The sequence below is a fragment of the Vibrio sp. 1401 genome, assembly GCF_033340295.1.
The window spans coordinates 1-16401 of the sequence record NZ_JAWOWF010000006.1 but is presented as its reverse complement, the minus strand read 5'-3'; the positions used below and the strand labels follow the sequence as shown (position 1 = coordinate 16401).

The 16401-nt window shown below is 44.3% G+C and carries 12 protein-coding genes, 2 tRNA genes, 1 rRNA gene and 2 pseudogenes; 5 read left to right on the top strand and 12 right to left on the bottom strand.

The genetic code is table 11. The annotated features are described in order from the left end of the window. The 3 genes and pseudogenes from pstA to R7Z77_RS04955 all read right to left on the bottom strand — a co-directional run. A pseudogene (gene pstA / locus R7Z77_RS04960) lies at nucleotides 1-1377 on the bottom strand (phosphate ABC transporter permease PstA); the annotation flags it as partial. A gap of 65 nt (nucleotides 1378-1442) precedes the next feature. Then, a pseudogene (locus R7Z77_RS28880) lies at nucleotides 1443-1674 on the bottom strand (phosphate ABC transporter, permease protein PstA); the annotation flags it as partial. A 30-nt stretch (nucleotides 1675-1704) separates the two neighbouring features. Further along, nucleotides 1705-3909 carry an ABC transporter permease subunit gene (locus R7Z77_RS04955; protein ID WP_213967868.1) on the bottom strand — a complete coding sequence of 735 codons (2205 nt, stop codon included), beginning with the start codon at nucleotides 3907-3909 and terminating at the stop codon, nucleotides 1705-1707. 207 nt (nucleotides 3910-4116) lie between these two features. Between R7Z77_RS04955 and ppk1 the strand changes: the two genes are divergently transcribed. After that, nucleotides 4117-6207: a polyphosphate kinase 1 gene (gene ppk1, locus R7Z77_RS04950; RefSeq protein WP_005381748.1), complete on the top strand. Its 2091-nt coding sequence runs from the start codon at nucleotides 4117-4119 to the stop codon at nucleotides 6205-6207. Beyond that, nucleotides 6191-7696, top strand: coding sequence for an exopolyphosphatase (gene ppx / locus R7Z77_RS04945; protein ID WP_213967867.1), 1506 nt, complete (start codon nucleotides 6191-6193; stop codon nucleotides 7694-7696). Before ppk1 ends, ppx begins: the two co-directional genes overlap by 17 nt. Nucleotides 7697-7730: 34 nt before the next feature. Here ppx and R7Z77_RS04940 read toward each other — a convergent pair whose 3' ends face one another. The 3 genes from R7Z77_RS04940 to phoB are packed head-to-tail and all read right to left on the bottom strand — an operon-like array spanning nucleotide 7731 to nucleotide 10718. After that, on the bottom strand, nucleotides 7731-8690 hold the full coding sequence (locus tag R7Z77_RS04940; RefSeq protein ID WP_025768852.1) for a PstS family phosphate ABC transporter substrate-binding protein: 960 nt from the start codon (nucleotides 8688-8690) through the stop codon (nucleotides 7731-7733). Continuing rightward, nucleotides 8690-9988, bottom strand: coding sequence for a phosphate regulon sensor histidine kinase PhoR (gene phoR, locus R7Z77_RS04935; RefSeq protein WP_005383667.1), 1299 nt, complete (start codon nucleotides 9986-9988; stop codon nucleotides 8690-8692). The genes R7Z77_RS04940 and phoR overlap by 1 nt, the downstream gene beginning before the upstream one ends. 40 nt (nucleotides 9989-10028) lie before the next feature. Next, nucleotides 10029-10718 (bottom strand): phosphate regulon transcriptional regulator PhoB, encoded by a 690-nt coding sequence (gene phoB / locus R7Z77_RS04930; RefSeq protein ID WP_005381752.1) that lies wholly within the window; start codon nucleotides 10716-10718, stop codon nucleotides 10029-10031. Nucleotides 10719-10942: 224 nt separating this feature from the next. Here phoB and rdgC point away from each other — a divergent pair, with 224 nt between their 5' ends. The 3 genes from rdgC (at nucleotide 10943) to R7Z77_RS04915 (ending at nucleotide 13680) form a co-directional block, all read left to right on the top strand. Next, nucleotides 10943-11857, top strand: coding sequence for a recombination-associated protein RdgC (gene rdgC, locus R7Z77_RS04925; RefSeq protein ID WP_033905787.1), 915 nt, complete (start codon nucleotides 10943-10945; stop codon nucleotides 11855-11857). Nucleotides 11858-12022: 165 nt separating this feature from the next. Continuing rightward, nucleotides 12023-13423, top strand: coding sequence for a tRNA 5-hydroxyuridine modification protein YegQ (gene yegQ, locus R7Z77_RS04920; RefSeq protein ID WP_025768851.1), 1401 nt, complete (start codon nucleotides 12023-12025; stop codon nucleotides 13421-13423). Nucleotides 13424-13425: 2 nt separating this feature from the next. Beyond that, a complete protein-coding gene (locus R7Z77_RS04915) occupies nucleotides 13426-13680 on the top strand; it encodes a YfhL family 4Fe-4S dicluster ferredoxin (protein ID WP_005381763.1) in 255 nt (84 codons plus the stop codon). Between the two features lie 42 nt (nucleotides 13681-13722). Here the strand turns inward: R7Z77_RS04915 and R7Z77_RS04910 are convergent, their stop codons facing one another. The 6 genes from R7Z77_RS04910 to rrf all read right to left on the bottom strand — a co-directional run bounded on the left by R7Z77_RS04910 (nucleotide 13723) and on the right by rrf (nucleotide 16392). Then, a complete protein-coding gene (locus tag R7Z77_RS04910; RefSeq protein WP_005381765.1) occupies nucleotides 13723-14031 on the bottom strand; it encodes a hypothetical protein in 309 nt (102 codons plus the stop codon). A 323-nt stretch (nucleotides 14032-14354) separates the two neighbouring features. Beyond that, the gene (gene mepA, locus R7Z77_RS04905) at nucleotides 14355-15191 is read right to left on the bottom strand and encodes a penicillin-insensitive murein endopeptidase (protein WP_064353646.1); all 837 of its coding nucleotides are present in this window, start codon (nucleotides 15189-15191) and stop codon (nucleotides 14355-14357) included. A gap of 12 nt (nucleotides 15192-15203) precedes the next feature. Further along, nucleotides 15204-15536: a DUF1904 domain-containing protein gene (locus R7Z77_RS04900; protein ID WP_064353645.1), complete on the bottom strand. Its 333-nt coding sequence runs from the start codon at nucleotides 15534-15536 to the stop codon at nucleotides 15204-15206. A 473-nt stretch (nucleotides 15537-16009) separates the two neighbouring features. Beyond that, nucleotides 16010-16086 (bottom strand) — tRNA-Trp (locus R7Z77_RS04895). Nucleotides 16087-16121: 35 nt separating this feature from the next. Continuing rightward, nucleotides 16122-16198: transfer RNA gene (locus R7Z77_RS04890), tRNA-Asp, on the bottom strand. A gap of 77 nt (nucleotides 16199-16275) precedes the next feature. Next, nucleotides 16276-16392, bottom strand: a 5S ribosomal RNA gene (gene rrf / locus R7Z77_RS04885). Nucleotides 16393-16401: the final 9 nt, after the last annotated feature.

The window sequence follows — 16401 nt, the reverse complement described above, 5'->3', positions numbered from 1 at the left end:
TTAATCTTGTCCTAACGTTCTGTATTTTTCTCGTAAATTATTGCGAATACTGATTGCTGTTAAGTTTAGCCCGACAATCACTGTCACGAGTAAGAAAGAGGTAGCATAAACTAATGGTCGCGCCGCTTCGATGTTGGAGGTTTGAAAGCCAACATCGTAAATGTGAAAACCTAAATGCATGAACTTTCTATCCAAATGCACATAAGGGAATTGTCCGTCAACCGGTAAACTGGATGCCAATTTCACGACCCCCACCAGCATCAGTGGCGCTACTTCGCCAGCTGCACGTGCAATCGCAAGGATCAAACCTGTGATAATAGCTGGCGTCGCCATAGGTAAAACCACACGCCATAGTGTTTCGAACTGAGTTGCACCAAGCGCCAGAGAACCATGTCGTACTGAGCTCGGAATACGAGTTAAACCTTCTTCAGTAGTCACAATCACAACTGGAAGCGTCAGCACGGCAAGAGTTAGTGCAGACCATAACAAACCCGGCGTACCAAAGGTTGGTGCCGGTAGCTTCTCCGCATAGAATACGTTGTCGATAGAGGCACCAATCGTATAAACGAAGAAACCTAAACCAAACACGCCATAAACAATCGATGGAACACCCGCTAGGTTTATAACCGCAATACGAATAACTCTGGTTAGAGCGTTATTCTTAGCATATTCATGTAGATAGATAGCGGCGATCACCCCGAGTGGCATCACAATGATCGACATGATGAGTACTAAGAAAACCGTACCAAATATCGCAGGGAACACGCCTCCTTCGGAGTTAGACTCTCTTGGATCTTCAGATAAAAACTTCCAAACCTGTTTTCCCCAATGCATGACTTTATCAGGTAGTGACATTTGGTTTGGATACCAGTAGTCCAAAATGTCTTCGAGCGGAATCGATACTTGTGACCCCGTCATATCCTCGACAATCAAGGCATAGTCAGAGAGCTGAAGTCGTAAACCATCAAGTTGCAAATCTAACGTCGCAAGCGCTTTTTCTATCTGCTCTTTTTTCGTCTGATTTTCCTTTAAGAAGCTTTCTGTCAGCGTGTCATTCAATTCATGCTTGCGCTTTTCTAATCGCAACTGCTCTAGCTTCCAACCAAGCTCTTTAAGCTGATCGACCACCAAAGAATCAATCTCATGGCGCAGAGTTTCTGCATCATCAAGCTTTTTATTTAGTATCGATTGAATATCACTGGTGTATATATTATCGCCATCTTGAAACGCCACCAGCTTACCAAAGAAATAACCACCGCTACTGCGCTCTATCACCGCCCACTCTTTTGGCGTCGTGGGCTCATCCAACTGCATTTGCAATACGGAGATAAAATCGGCGGGATACAACTCTCGGTTAGCGATTTTGATACTGAGTCGAGTGGCAAAATCTTCATCGTCTTCTAACTGTTGTGCTGCGCTTTCAGGCAAATAACTCTTCGGTACAAAGCTGCGCTCATACACTTGACCAATCAGAATAGTATTTTCATGTAGCACTTCGCCTTGTACAGGTGTCAGCGCTGCAACATTCCACTGATACAAGGGCGCTGGCCAAAAGTAAGTCAGGCCTTTCCAGCCGATAAGGAGTAACAACCCTAATACCGACAACAAACTGATGCTGACTGCACCACCTGTCAGCCATATCCACGGTGCGCCAGAACGAATCCAATTTAACACGTTATTACTCGCTCTTTATTCAAACCATTATTACAACGCACGGTACTTATCTCTCAATCTTTGACGTACCAACTCTGCCAGCGCGTTCACCGCAAAGGTGAAGACAAACAAAATCAACGCAGCGAGGAACAACAAACGATAATGCGAACTTCCAACTTCCGACTCTGGCAACTCAACAGCGATGGTCGCCGACAGGCTGCGCAATCCTTCCAAAATATTCCAATCCATTAATGGCGTATTGCCCGTTGCCATTAACACAATCATGGTTTCGCCAACAGCGCGTCCCAGGCCCATCATAATGGCAGAAAAAATACCTGGGCTTGCAGTAAGCAAGACAACATAGATTAAAGTTTGCCAAGGCGTGGCCCCTAATGCCAAAGAGCCATCCGATAAATGCTTCGGTACAGAGAAAATGGCATCTTCGGCAATGGTAAAAATCGTCGGGATAACAGCAAACCCCATCGCTAACCCCACCACCAATGCATTGCGTTGATCGTAACCAATACCATGCTCGGTTAAGAATAAGCGCATATCGCCACCAAAGAACGTCTGCTCAATCGTAGGCGAAATCCACACTCCAAGCCCAATCAGTACCAATATGACAGGCATGAGCACTAAAGCATGCCAACCATTAGGCAGACGATTCCGCAAAGGTTGCGGTATTAATGCCCATAGCCCGCCCATAATCATGGTGCTCAAGGGCAAAACAAACAGCATAACGACGATCGTAATCAAATGGTCTTCGACAATAGGCGCGAACCACAATCCCGCGAGGAAACCTATGATCACCGTCGGCAGTGCTTCCATTAGCTCAATCGACGGTTTTACTACACGACGCATGCGTGGCGACATAAAGTAAGCCGTATAAATAGCACCTAGCACTGCGAGCGGTACTGAAAACAGCATCGCAAACATCGCCGCTTTTATCGTCCCAAATGCAATAGGTACTAGGCTGAACTTAGCCTCAAAGTTATCGCTCGCCGAAGTCGATTGCCACACAAATTCAGGCTCAGGATACCCTTCGTACCACACTTCTTGCCATAATGAGGACAATGAAATTTCCGGATAGGCATTGTCCACTTCAGCAACATTTAACGCATTATTTTGCCAAGTGATTAAGTAGCGCTCATTGTTAGACATGGCTGCGATTGCAGGCGCTTGATGGTACGCACGCTTAAACAACACCAGTTTTTCACTGGTTGTATAATGGCTTTGCAGCGTGCCGTTGGTGTAAAAGCTATAAAATCCTTTTCGATGAAAATACGGCAACAAATACTTAAGCTCTGATGCCAATTTAAAATCACGAATATGCGTTAACGTGCGTTTTTCTTCTTGCAGCGTATCAAACCATTGCGACACCCGACCATCGTTGTGCGTCACCAAAAGCGAGTAAGCACCAGCCAATAAGTCTATCGTACGAACGGAATGCTTCTTATCACCTTGAGTGAGATCGACCACCTCTCGCACAGCAAATTTACGTGCGGTTTTCTTTAACACGATCAACTCAGAGCCATCGCGCAAATAAAGCGTTTCACCGTCAGGTGTCAACAACATTTGCTGAGGCGTATTAAAGCCTGAAGAGAACGTAAAATCGATCGTTGTAGGAGACGTACCCAAAGACGAAGCCACTTGCCAGCGAGCTTTCACTTCACCACTTTGCGTCTGCCAAACAACCGTTGGTAAGGGCGTCGAAGCTGCAAATACAAACTGAGTCACAGGATCTTGAGGCGTACTTAGTGTCAGATCCATGCTGGTGTCTAGCTCAATCACTTCCGGAGGACGTGTATTTTCTCTCAATGTGGCATTAAATTCTGGCTTGAAAAGGTTCGCTTTACCCTGCCCATCAACAAATCCATACCAACCTAGCCCAGGAGCAGATTGAGAGAAAGCGACGGGTTTCTGGACGATTTGCTGTGTATACACCGCAGGTTTCGTAGGATCGTCCATCGACAAATATTGAATCTCACCACTTTGGGTTAGAACGAACGCGAGCTGAGCGTAATCATCCACTGAAATCGCAAGTGGTGTTTCAATATGAGTGGCTCGAATGGCTTGGTTGGTTTTGATCTCCGCATCAGAAAAAAGCGGAATGATCACCATAGCGAGGTAGACAAAGATCAAAATAAGCGCCGCGAGTACGCCGACACCACCGGATGTCACTGCAAGTCGAACTAAACGATCTTTTATCAGTCGTTTCTTATCTTTTTCCTGCAATGAAAACTCGGCTTGTGCCATTTAAATCTCTACCTTTTTTGACTTAGTACTAGAATATGTCGTTAAGATGACAATTATATTACAGATCACATTAAACACCTGAAAAGAATACAACTCTTATGCAATGCGTGGTATGAAATAAATCTGTAATGAAAATCTCATAATGTTCTCACTCATCCATTTTTCCAAGATGAGTACGTATTACTTCACTTTTGGCTAGGTAAGGTTATGAGCGCAGAAAAACTATATATAGAAAAAGAACTGAGTTGGTTGTCTTTCAACGAACGAGTATTACAAGAAGCTGCCGATAAAACCGTCCCTTTGATCGAACGTATTCGCTTTCTTGGGATCTTTTCCAACAATTTAGATGAATTTTACAAAGTACGCTTTGCGGACGTGAAGCGCAGAATCCTAATCAGCCAAGAGCGCGGTGGCAGTGATAGCCCTAAACGACTGTTAACCAAAATGCAGTCGAAAGCACTAAAGCTTAACGAACAATTTGATGAGCTTTACAGCGAATTGATTCGAGAAATGGCGCGACGTCGCATTTTCTTGGTCAACGAACAACAACTGGATGAATCGCAACAAAAGTGGATCGCGAAATACTTCCGTAGAGAGGTAATGCCGCATATCACTCCCCTCCTAATGAAAGACGAGATCGATGTTCTGCAATTTCTCAAAGACGAGTACGCTTACATCGCCGTGGAACTGCGTAAAGAAGAACATTACCAGTATGCTCTGATCGAAATTCCGACCGATCACCTTCCCCGCTTTGTGATGGTACCAGAACAGAAAGGAAAGCGTCGAAAAACCATCATCTTACTTGATAATATTATCCGCCACTGTTTGGACGAGCTGTTCAAAGGCTTTTTTGATTATGATGAGCTTAGCGGCTATGCGATGAAAATGACGCGTGACGCTGAATACGATTTACGCAATGAAATCGAGTACAGCTTGCTTGAACAAATGTCAGAGGGTGTCAATCAGCGACTGACAGCAAAGCCCGTTCGCTTCGTCTACGAACGCGATATGCCGCCTCAAATGTTAGAGTTTCTGTGTAACAAACTTAATATCTCTAACTACGATAATCTTATCCCCGGCGGACGCTATCACAACTTTAAAGACTTCATCGGGTTTCCAAATGTTGGACGAGAATATCTTGAAAATAAACCTCTCCCGCCAATGAAATGTGCCGATTTCGAAGGTTATGCCAACAGCTTTGACGCGATTAAAGCGAAAGATATTCTGCTCTATTATCCCTACCACACTTTTGACCACATTAGTGAGTTAGTGCGCCAAGCCTCCTTCGATCCCAAAGTACTTAGTATCAAGATTAACATTTATCGCGTCGCGAAAGATTCTCGCTTGATGAACTCTTTAATTGATGCAGTGCACAACGGCAAAAATGTCACTGTGGTCGTCGAACTGCAAGCTCGCTTTGATGAAGAAGCCAATATCGAATGGTCAAAAGTATTAACCGAAGCGGGTGTGCACGTCATCTTTGGTGCGCCTGGTCTTAAGATTCACTCAAAGCTACTGATGATTAGCCGCCGCGAAGGTGAAGAAATTATTCGCTACGCACACATCGGCACAGGCAACTTCCATGAGAAGACGGCACGAATTTATACCGACTTCTCCCTGCTTACGGCAGATCAAGAAATCACTAATGAAGTCCGTAATGTCTTCGGTTACATTGAGAATCCATACCGACCAGTGAAGTTCAATCACCTTATGGTATCTCCTCGTAATTCTCGAACCCAAATCTACCGCTTAATCGATAATGAAATTGCGAATGCCAAGCTAGGGAAAAAAGCCGCTCTTACGATCAAGGTCAATAACCTAGTTGATAAAGGCATCGTCAATAAGCTTTATGGAGCAAGTACTTCCGGTGTAAAAATAAACATGATCATTCGAGGCATGTGCTCATTAGTACCGGGCATTGAGGGGATCAGCGACAATATTCGCATCATCAGTATTGTTGACCGCTTTCTTGAGCACCCTCGCGTGGTGATCACCCACAATGATGGCGATCCGCAAGTTTATATCTCCTCCGCAGACTGGATGACAAGAAATATTGATCACCGTATCGAGGTAGCAGTACCAGTCCGTGATCCACGTTTGAAACAGAGAATTATTGATATAACGAATATCCATTTTACCGATACAGTAAAGGCTCGTTTAATAGATAAAGAAATGAGTAACGCTTACGTACCACGAGGTAATCGCAAAAAAGTTCGCTCTCAAATCGCTATCTATGACTATCTTAAAAATATAGAAAAGCAAACTAGAAAACAAAATTCAGATGCCTCAAATACTTGAACAAGATACTCGCTACATTGCCGCGATAGACCTCGGCTCAAACAGTTTCCATATGGTGGTGGCCAAAGTTGTCGGCAGTGACCTACAACTGGTTAGTCGTCATAAACAACGTGTTCGCTTAGCTTCAGGACTCGACAGTGAATTGAACTTAAGTCACGCCGCAATGGAGCGTGCGCTAGAATGCTTAGCCATGTTCGCTGAGAGGCTGCAAGGGCTTGATGAGTCAAATGTACGTATCGCCGCCACACACACACTAAGACGCGCTAAAAATGCCCACCTTTTCATCGAGCGTGCGAAAGAAGTGATGCCTTTCCCAATAGAAATTATCCCTGGAGAAGAAGAAGCCCGCCTGATTTACTTAGGCGTCGCGCATACTCAAGTAGAATCCAACTCCAAACTAGTCATCGATATCGGAGGCGGCAGTACCGAGATGATTATTGGACAAGAATTTGAGCCTGAGCTTCTCAACAGTAAACAGATGGGATGCGTCAGTTTTACAGAGCAATACTTTAAAAACGGCAAACTGTCAGGAAAAAACTTCAGCAAGGCGATGTTAGCTGCCGAACAAAAACTCGAGTCCATCGCTTCAACATATCGTAAAAAGGGCTGGGATATTGCTCTCGGCTCATCAGGAACCATCAAAGCGATTCAAGAAGTGCTAATAGGATTAGGTTTTGAAGATGGCCTGATCACAGCGAGTCGACTGGATACACTTATCGAAACTCTGTGTAAATTTGATTCAATTGAAGATATTGAGCTGACGGGTCTAACAGAAGAACGTAAACCCGTATTCGCAGCAGGCGTAGCGATTTTGTCCGCGATTTTCAAAGCGCTTCGCATTGAGCAAATGTTTTTCTCCGATGGTGCTCTACGCGAAGGCCTGTTGTACGAAATGGAAGAACGTTTTGCACGCTCCGATATTCGCATGCGCACCACAGAAAATTTAGCCAACAAGCACCGAGTCGACTTAGAGCATGCCGCTCGTGTGAAGGGTCATGCACGTGAGATGTTATGTCAGGTACGCTCTGAACTAGGCATTAAGAAAAAGAGTGAATTATTTGACTTACTAGAGTGGGCAGCGTTGCTTCATGAAGTCGGATTAAGTATCAACTTGCGTAGTTTCCATCGCCACTCTTTTTATATTCTGTTGCACTCCACCCTACAAGGCTTCAACCGTGAGCAGCAATTAGTGCTTGCAACATTAGCTCGCTTCCAGCGTAAAGCGCTCAAATTGCAAGAACTACCAGATTTCAACCTCTATAAACAGAGTGACGTTATAAGCCTCATCAAAATATTACGACTTTCTATCGTATTAAATGGGCAGCGTAATGAAGATCCATTGCCTGATATCACCTTATCTATCAAAAATGACAAATGGATTCTCACCTGCACAGATGAAGCATGGCTAGAAAACAATAAATTACTTCACGCGGATTTACAGGAAGAACAAGAACGTTGGGACAGCGCGAAGTGGACACTCACTTTCTGATCTCGTACTGTCCATACCTAAATAAAAAGTCGGCTTACAGGCCGACTTTTTTTAACTCTTCTTCTGCAAAATCTGCCGTAATGGGCACATAACCATCTTTCTCAACCAACGCTTGTCCCTGAGCAGAAAAGATAAAGCGAATAAATTCAGCTTCAATTGGTGTTAATGGGTAATCAGGGTGCTTATTCACGTAAACATATAAGTAACGTGATAGTGGGTACTTACCACTAACAATATGTTCTCGCGTTGGAGTCACGTAGTCATTTCCCATTTTAGCCACAGGGACTAAGCGCACGCCTGCCACTCGATAACCGACACCGGAATAACCAATTCCACTGATGGTTGACGCTACAGCTTGCACAACTGACGCGGAGCCTGGCTGCTCGTTAACTCGGGTCTTGAAATCGCCGCCACACAAGGCATTGCTTTTGAAGTAACCGTAAGTTCCAGAAACGGAGTTACGACCAAACAACTGTACGTTTCGCTTTGCCCACTGTGATTCAAGACCGAGTTGCTGCCAGTTTGTTACAAATTGACTTTCGCCACAGCGTAGCGTGGCAGAAAACAAAGCATCTAATTGACTAAAGTTAAGACCTTGAATTGGATTATCTTGATGAACAAAAATACCGATTGCATCGATGGCTACCCTAAGCGCCGTTGGCTTGTAGCCATGTTCACGTTCAAACGCTTCAACCTCTCTTAAACGCATAGGGCGACTCATGGGACCAAACTGAGCTGTTTGTTCGGTCAATGCTGGAGGGGCAGTAGAAGAGCCAGATGCTTGGACTTGCGCATTAATATTCGGGTAAATGGATTTAAACTCTTCAACCCAAAGCGTTGTCATACCCGCAAGTGTATCGGAGCCAACAGAGAGCAAGTTCCCGACAATCCCCGTCGTTTTATGATAACTCGGCAATGGTTTATCTTGAGCGGCAGCCATAAAAGAACAAACAAGCGCGAATAAACTGAATGTTTTTGCTAATCGTAAAGCCATTATTTCACCACCAAACGCTCAGGCAATACGAAAGAAAACTTACTACCCACGCCTACTTCACTGTGAATTTCTAAATGAGAGTCGTGGTGACTCAGCGCGTGTTTTACAATGGCAAGCCCTAAACCACTTCCACCAGTATCACGTGATCTTGCTTTATCCACTCGATAAAAACGCTCAGTAAGTCGATGGAGGTGCTGAGGTTCAATACCATCACCACTATCTTCCACCTCTAAGCATGCGCCTTGAGAGGTCTGGAACCAACGAACATTAATGTTCGCACCAGGCGGTGTGTATTTGACGGCATTATAAACGAGGTTAGAGATAGCACTACGTAACTGGTCATCATCGCCCAGCACGCGTAGGCTAGCATCAACATCAAATTTCAATTTATGTTGGTTGTCCCCACTAAGGCTAACCGCCTCTTTTTCTAACACTTCAAGCATCGCGGGCACATTCACGACTTCCTCAAGCTCATGCATAGGTGCCGCTTCAATTTTAGATAGTGTCAGTAGTTGGTTCACCAAACTGTTCATGCGGTTAAGCTGCTCCGTCATGACACCATGAGCTTTGCTCCACATAGGACCCACGACCATATCAGGATCTTCTGTCATCTCAAGATAACCTTGTAGCACCGTCATTGGTGTACGCAGTTCATGAGATACGTTGGCAAAGAAGTTGCGACGCATTCCCTCAAGTTGTTTTAACTGGCTAACATCACGCACCACCATCAAATGTTCACCTTCGGTATACGGTACGATACGTAGTTCTAGCATGCGTTCGACATTGAGTGGTGAACGCATTTCTAATGGCTCTGAAAAGTCTTTCTTGTTGAGGTACTTGATAAAATCAGGTGTACGAATGAGATTGGAGATAGGTTGACCTGAATCTTCTGGCCAATGGAAGCCCAGTAAGTGCTGAGCCAGCTTGTTGCACCAAACAATATTGCCTTCAGCACGGAATACCACTACCGCATCGGGTAGCGATTCTGCACCATTTCGGAATCGACGAATAAGATTAGTAAGCTCTTTTCGTTTGCGGCGTTGGCGCTGTTGTAAGCGATACAACCCATTGAACAAAGATTCCCAATTACCGCTACCAGATGGTGGCGTGAGGCGTTTTTCATCCCATAACCAAGAAGATAAACGTACTTGGTTATGCAAATGCCACACAAGCTGCAATGCCGTAGCAGCCAAAAGCAACCACGGCATATAACCGAATATCCAACCTACTATCACCCATGGGGTGTAAAAAAAAGCCAGCTCCCAGGCCAGCTTTTTCCACGTTAATCTTTCAACCACTCATAACTCCAGAAATGGTACCGATAAGCTGCGTGTTAATTTATGCCTTCGTCGAGAAGCGGTATCCAGCACCACGAACAGTTTGGATCAGCTTATCATGCCCTGCAGCTTCCAATGCTTTACGCAGGCGGCGAATGTGAACATCGACCGTACGGTCTTCGACATACACGTTGGTGCCCCAAACATTGTTTAATAGCTGCTCACGGCTGTATACGCGTTCTTGATGCGTCATGAAAAAATGAAGCATCTTAAATTCTGTAGGGCCCATGTCTAATGGCGCATCATTAGCCGTAACACGGTGCGATACAGGGTCAAGCTTCAATCCCTGTACATCAATTACATCTTCTAGTGCAGTCGGAGTAACGCGACGAATGACCGCTTTTAAGCGTGCAACCAACTCTTTAGGAGAGAATGGCTTAGTAATGTAGTCATCCGCACCAACTTCTAAACCACGCACTTTATCTTCTTCTTCACCACGAGCGGTAAGCATCACAACTGGAATGTTGCGCGTTAATTCCTCTCGCTTCATATGTTTGATGAAGTTAATGCCACTACCGCCTGGTAACATCCAATCCAGTAAAACTAAATCAGGGAAGGGTTCAGCCAGTTTGGTTACTGCAGTATCGTAATCTTCCGCTTCTACCGCTTGGTAACCTTTCTGCTCAAGTACGAAGCACAGCATTTCGCGAATAGGAGCTTCGTCTTCAACAACCAGAATCCTTCTAGACATAATTGAGTAACCTTATGTTCGTTGAGCTAATGAATTTAAGAGACAAAGCGCCTCTCTTTGCATAAGCATTATCACTACCAATTATGACACTTTTGTGACCTTTGAAAACAAATTTTCATATAACTTTCTTTTGAGGTTCATTCGGATATTTTTCATTTCTATTAAGACATCAGCACAAAAATTCCCTATGATTAGTCCCTTGTCATCAAGCCTAGAGAAGATTTATGTGGTTTAAAAACTGTCTGGTATACCGCGTTAACCGCGAGGTTACTTTTAACGCCGAACAACTAGAAACTCAGCTGTCTGAATTCCGATTCACCCCGTGTGGCAGTCAAGACAAACAGAAATTTGGCTGGGTCAGTGCAATGGGTAGACATGGCGATATGATGACTCACGTGTCAGAAAACCGCATTCTGATTTGCGCCAAGAAAGAAGAGAAAATGCTACCTGCCTCTGTGATCAAAGAATCATTGAATGCAAAAGTAGAAGCAATGGAAGCGCAAGAAGGTCGTCCTCTGAAGAAGAAAGAGAAAGACAACCTGAAAGATGACATCGTAATGGATTTACTGCCGCGCGCATTCAGCCGCAGCAGCCACACTCACGTGCTTATCATGCCAAAAGAAGGTTTTATCCTTGTTGATGCAAGCAGCTACAAAAAAGCAGAAGATGTATTAGCATTGCTTCGTAAAACCATGGGTAGTTTACCTGTTATTCCTGCTATTCCAGAAGTGGCGATTGAAACTACGCTAACCGAGTGGGTGAAAAGCGGTGACACACCTCAAGGTATCAGCATGATGGACGAAGCTGAGCTAAAATCCGTACTTGAAGAAGGTGGTGTGATTCGCTGTAAGAAGCAAGAGCTAACCACTGATGAAATCCGCAACCACATCGCTGCGGATAAAGTCGTGACGAAACTTGCGCTTAATTGGCAAGATCGTATTGAGTTCATTATGACGGAAGATGCGGGCATCAAACGTCTAAAATTCTCTGATGAATTGAAAGATCAAAACGATGATATTCCACGTGAAGATCAAGCAGCTCGATTTGATGCAGACTTCTCTCTAATGTGTGGAGAGTTCAGTGCTTTCCTTCCCAACCTATACGATGCGCTAGGCGGCTTACCGAATCCTAACGCATAATATTGTATAAAGGTTAACCATAACGCCCTCACTTTTTTTGAGGGCGTTTTTCTATCTGAAGCACAATTACCCTAGTCACAGTTCACATTTTGACGTAAAATTTGCGCCCCATTTCCATTAGGTGGAATTGGCCTGACTTGTGATCAGATAAAAGAGAATTGAGCAATGACAACTGAGAAAGCATTCGTGCCTGAGCTACTATCTCCAGCGGGCAGCCTGAAAAACATGCGTTACGCATTCGCCTACGGGGCAGATGCAGTTTACGCTGGCCAACCTCGCTACAGCCTTCGCGTACGTAACAACGAGTTTAACCACGAGAACCTAAAAATCGGTATCGATGAAGCCCACGCCCTAGGCAAAAAGCTTTATGTGGTATGTAACATTCAACCACACAACTCGAAGCTAAAAACCTTCATCCGTGATCTTAAGCCAATCGTAGAGATGGGTCCTGACGCATTGATCATGTCAGATCCAGGCCTAATTATGATGGTTCGTGAAGCTTTCCCAGAAATGCCAATTCACCTTTCTGTACAAGCGAACGCTGTAAACTGGGCGACCGTTAAGTTCTGGGCAGCGAATGGCGTGGAACGTGTGATCGTTTCTCGCGAGCTATCTCTAGAAGAAATCGAAGAAATTCGTGAGCATTGCCCTGAAACTGAGCTTGAAGTATTCGTTCACGGTGCATTATGCATGGCTTACTCAGGTCGTTGCCTACTTTCTGGCTATATCAACAAACGTGACCCTAACCAAGGCACTTGCACTAACGCATGCCGCTGGGAATACAAAGTTGAAGAGGGTAAAGAAAACGACGCTGGTGATATCGTAGAGAAATTCGACCCGACTGAAGCACAGCCTGTCGAAGTACAAGACGAGCGCCCTGAAACCACAATTGGTCGCGGTAAACCAACAGATGAAGTCGTTCTGCTTTCTGAAGCACACCGTCCAGAAGAAAAAATGGCAGCTTACGAAGACGAGCATGGTACTTACATCATGAACTCTAAAGACCTACGTGCGGTACAGCATGTTGAGCGCCTAACCAAGATGGGTGTGCACTCGCTGAAAATCGAAGGTCGTACTAAATCATTCTATTACTGTGCTCGTACTGCACAGGTTTACCGTAAAGCGATTGATGATGCTGTAGCAGGCCGACCATTTGATGAAAGCCTAATGGGCACACTAGAGAGCCTAGCTCACCGTGGCTATACCGAAGGCTTCCTACGTCGTCATACTCACGACACCTACCAGAATTACGATTACGGCTACTCAGTTTCTGATGCTCAACAGTTTGTCGGTGAGTTCACTGGTAAACGTCGTGGCGATATGGCTGAAGTAGAAGTGAAAAACAAATTCCTTGTCGGTGATAGTCTTGAGCTAATGACGCCAAAAGGTAATGTTGTTTTCACGCTAGAAGCGATGGAAAACCGTAAGTCAGAGTCTATTGAGGATGCCAAAGGGAATGGTCACTTCGTCTTCATTCCAGTACCAGCAGATCTAGATTTAGAATACGGTCTATTGATGCGTAACTTGAACTCAGGGCAGGACACCCGTAACCCGACTGGTAAGTAATCATGGCCTTGCTCATTACTGACAAATGCATCAACTGCGACATGTGTGATCCCGAATGCCCCAATGGGGCAATCAGTATGGGAGAGAGCATTTTCGAAATTGATCCAGCGCTATGTACAGAGTGTAAGGGGCATTACGAAAAGCCGACCTGTCAGTCAGTGTGTCCAATTACAAAATGCATAATCACTGATCCGAACCATGTCGAAACTGAAGAGCAGTTGCTTGAAAAATTCGTGATTATTCAAGGGTTAGCATAAGAGCAATTAGGTTCAACTTTGACATCAAAGTTGAACCTTTTCTCAACCTGATTTTTCAATAGGGATAATATTGCAGAACAGCTCTTTTTCAAAATGATACTCTAGTCTCTCACGCCAATTTTCCGCTTGAGAAACAGGTATTAAATAAAAGTTTTCTCGGCTCGTATCAGTAACGAAAGCCATTCCATATTGCATCAGCTCATAATGCACATCATTAACAAAACCCGGATCAAGGCGTTGACGCCCAGTCAGGTGATTCACATCCTCTCGAGTCAAAGAGACTCCTTTAGTATCACTGCTAAATCTGTGTCTTAACCACTCTGCAAATTCTTTTGCACAAATCATAGTCATGGTTTTGTCCTTGATTTACTCTTCTAACAGGAAAAGGGTATATCCCTGCCTTACACACTTGTCTGCGTTGTTATCGCTTTTTAGCCAACTGACAGACATATTGCTAAGAAACCAGAGTATCGTGACGAAAGATCTTTTTCTAAACAGAGAAGTTACAACTTACCCATACTACAACTCTTTGTTTAATTTAGATTTCTATAATATGTCCCCAAAACTGATTGGGTTAGTTTTTGTATTGGTACTATTCAATGTAGACAAAAGTATGATGTTTCTCCAGTTTCATAAAAGAGATCACCAAGTACAGATAAACCTGAAGAGTAACACTAATTAGGATTGATAAGCGGCAAGCATTGAGGTGGAACGACTTTTTTTCGTTTGGGCTTAGAGGTTGTTTTTACCCGTTGAGGGGTATCAGTAGGTTTTGCTTTTGGCGCCCAACTTGCAAGCTCAGCACCGCAACCATCACCTACTGGAGGTGGTGCTTGATCAACACAATAGTCGCTCGAATCAGGACAAGACAACCTGACGTGAAAGTGGTAGTGATGCCCCCACCATGGACGCACTTTACGTAACCAAGAACGATCTTTGCCGTTTTCTTGCAAGCAAAGTTGCTCCTTAATAACAGGATGTACAAAAATTCGTGCAACATCCTTACTTTTTGAAGCGTACCGAATTAGTTTAAAGTGTCGTTCTTCCCAGCGATGATTAAGTATGGAATAACCTTTTAAATCCACCACACTCATGGGCTTAGGAAGTTGTAATTCGTTATAAGAAAGCGGTTGGTCAGCAAGTCTTAACCAGATATCGATATCTAACCCAGTTTGATGACTAGAATGACCAGAGGAGAACCTTCCACCTCTAGGTAAAGACAAATCACCAATTAGCAGAGTGGTGTTGAGATTTTGATGAGCTTTAAGCGCCAGATTTTCAATAAACCCTATCGTTTTAGGGTGCCCATAGTAGCGCTTCGTTTTACTACGTAAGACTTGATAACCAACGCCATCGAGAGGCAAGGGTAATGCACCATCTAAACAACCGTTAGCATAACTACCAATAGAGGAGGAAGAGTTTCGGGTAGGATTAACCACAGACTCCCAAGGAGTAGAACATACTGAAGCTGAGAAACATAAACCCAAAGTTACAATGAAACTCAGCCTCATAGCCTTTAACCTTTAGTAGTGTTCGCCATTATCGTAATAAGCTTTAGGAGATAAGGCGGAAAAGATAACTGCAACATCAATATCGGCACCAGCGATACCGCGCACTTGTTGCGTAATAAGCTTGGCAACTTCATCTTGCACTACCTGGCCACGGTCGAACCAAAGCACTTCGACAAAAGGATATGCAGCACTCACCTCACCCTCATTGAAAAACGTAGTGTAGATATACTCAAAAGTAAAATCCTCACGCGGACAGTCCATTAGAGGCTGAAGTTCATCCGTAAGGGGTTTTGATAATGCCTGAACAGCTTGTGGCTCTACAGCACGGAATCGAAAATGTGGCATAAACTTACTTCCTAATTATTAGCATTAATGCATGATGATAACAGGAACCAAGTCAGTAATCATCCAAGCCAATGTAACCACTGACCTTTCAATAGATTGTGAATCAGATGTGCTCGATAACGAAGAAAAAGTGTTATGAAATTCGAAGGTAAAACAGAAAGAGCAAAGCGATACATCAACATTTAGTAATTACATTACTAGAAAATAAAACTATCTGAAGCAAAGGTATGCCATATTCGTTGGATAAACATACACCTGACGCCGAAACTATACGTTAGGAATAAAAGAGCCCCTGACCTAAGCCAGAGGTTATGAACATGGGGGATAGGTGAAGTGGACCAATATCCCGGAGATATGAACTTTCAATCCCCCGATACTTTGGTATCAGAGGAATCGACAGCTCTCCAACTAGTCAGATTCTCTTTTCTTCAGATGCAAAAAAGCCCCAGCATTACTGCTGAGGCTTTAGAGTATGGCAGGGGTGGAGAGATTCGAACTCCCAACACGCGGATTTGGAATCCGCTGCTCTGCCAATTGGAGCTACACCCCTGTAATTCGTGTTTATTGAGACGACGCTCAAATAAGTGGCGGAGTGGACGGGACTCGAACCCGCGACCCCCGGCGTGACAGGCCGGTATTCTAACCAACTGAACTACCACTCCGCAGTGGTATCACTCGCTTTAATAAGCAAGCGTCCGCTTTTGTCTTCACTTTTCGAAAAAGTGAAAATAAAACTAAAGCCTGGCGATGTCCTACTCTCACATGGGGAAGCCCCACACTACCATCGGCGCTATTTCGTTTCACTTCTGAGTTCGGCATGGAAATCAGGTGGGTCCAAAACGCTATGGTCGCCAAGCAAATTCTT

Bases quoted from the DNA above. Each gene is read 5' to 3' on its own strand.
- mepA (WP_064353646.1), bottom strand. From the start codon at position 15,191: ATGAGGCTGAGTTTCATTGTAACTTTGGGTTTATGTTTCTCAGCTTCA.
- ppk1 (WP_005381748.1), top strand. From the start codon at position 4,117: ATGAGCGCAGAAAAACTATATATAGAAAAAGAACTGAGTTGGTTGTCT.
- R7Z77_RS04915 (WP_005381763.1), top strand. From the start codon at position 13,426: ATGGCCTTGCTCATTACTGACAAATGCATCAACTGCGACATGTGTGAT.
- rdgC (WP_033905787.1), top strand. From the start codon at position 10,943: ATGTGGTTTAAAAACTGTCTGGTATACCGCGTTAACCGCGAGGTTACT.
- R7Z77_RS04955 (WP_213967868.1), bottom strand. From the start codon at position 3,909: ATGGCACAAGCCGAGTTTTCATTGCAGGAAAAAGATAAGAAACGACTG.
- ppx (WP_213967867.1), top strand. From the start codon at position 6,191: ATGCCTCAAATACTTGAACAAGATACTCGCTACATTGCCGCGATAGAC.
- R7Z77_RS04910 (WP_005381765.1), bottom strand. From the start codon at position 14,031: ATGACTATGATTTGTGCAAAAGAATTTGCAGAGTGGTTAAGACACAGA.
- yegQ (WP_025768851.1), top strand. From the start codon at position 12,023: ATGACAACTGAGAAAGCATTCGTGCCTGAGCTACTATCTCCAGCGGGC.
- phoB (WP_005381752.1), bottom strand. From the start codon at position 10,718: ATGTCTAGAAGGATTCTGGTTGTTGAAGACGAAGCTCCTATTCGCGAA.
- R7Z77_RS04940 (WP_025768852.1), bottom strand. From the start codon at position 8,690: ATGGCTTTACGATTAGCAAAAACATTCAGTTTATTCGCGCTTGTTTGT.
- R7Z77_RS04900 (WP_064353645.1), bottom strand. From the start codon at position 15,536: ATGCCACATTTTCGATTCCGTGCTGTAGAGCCACAAGCTGTTCAGGCA.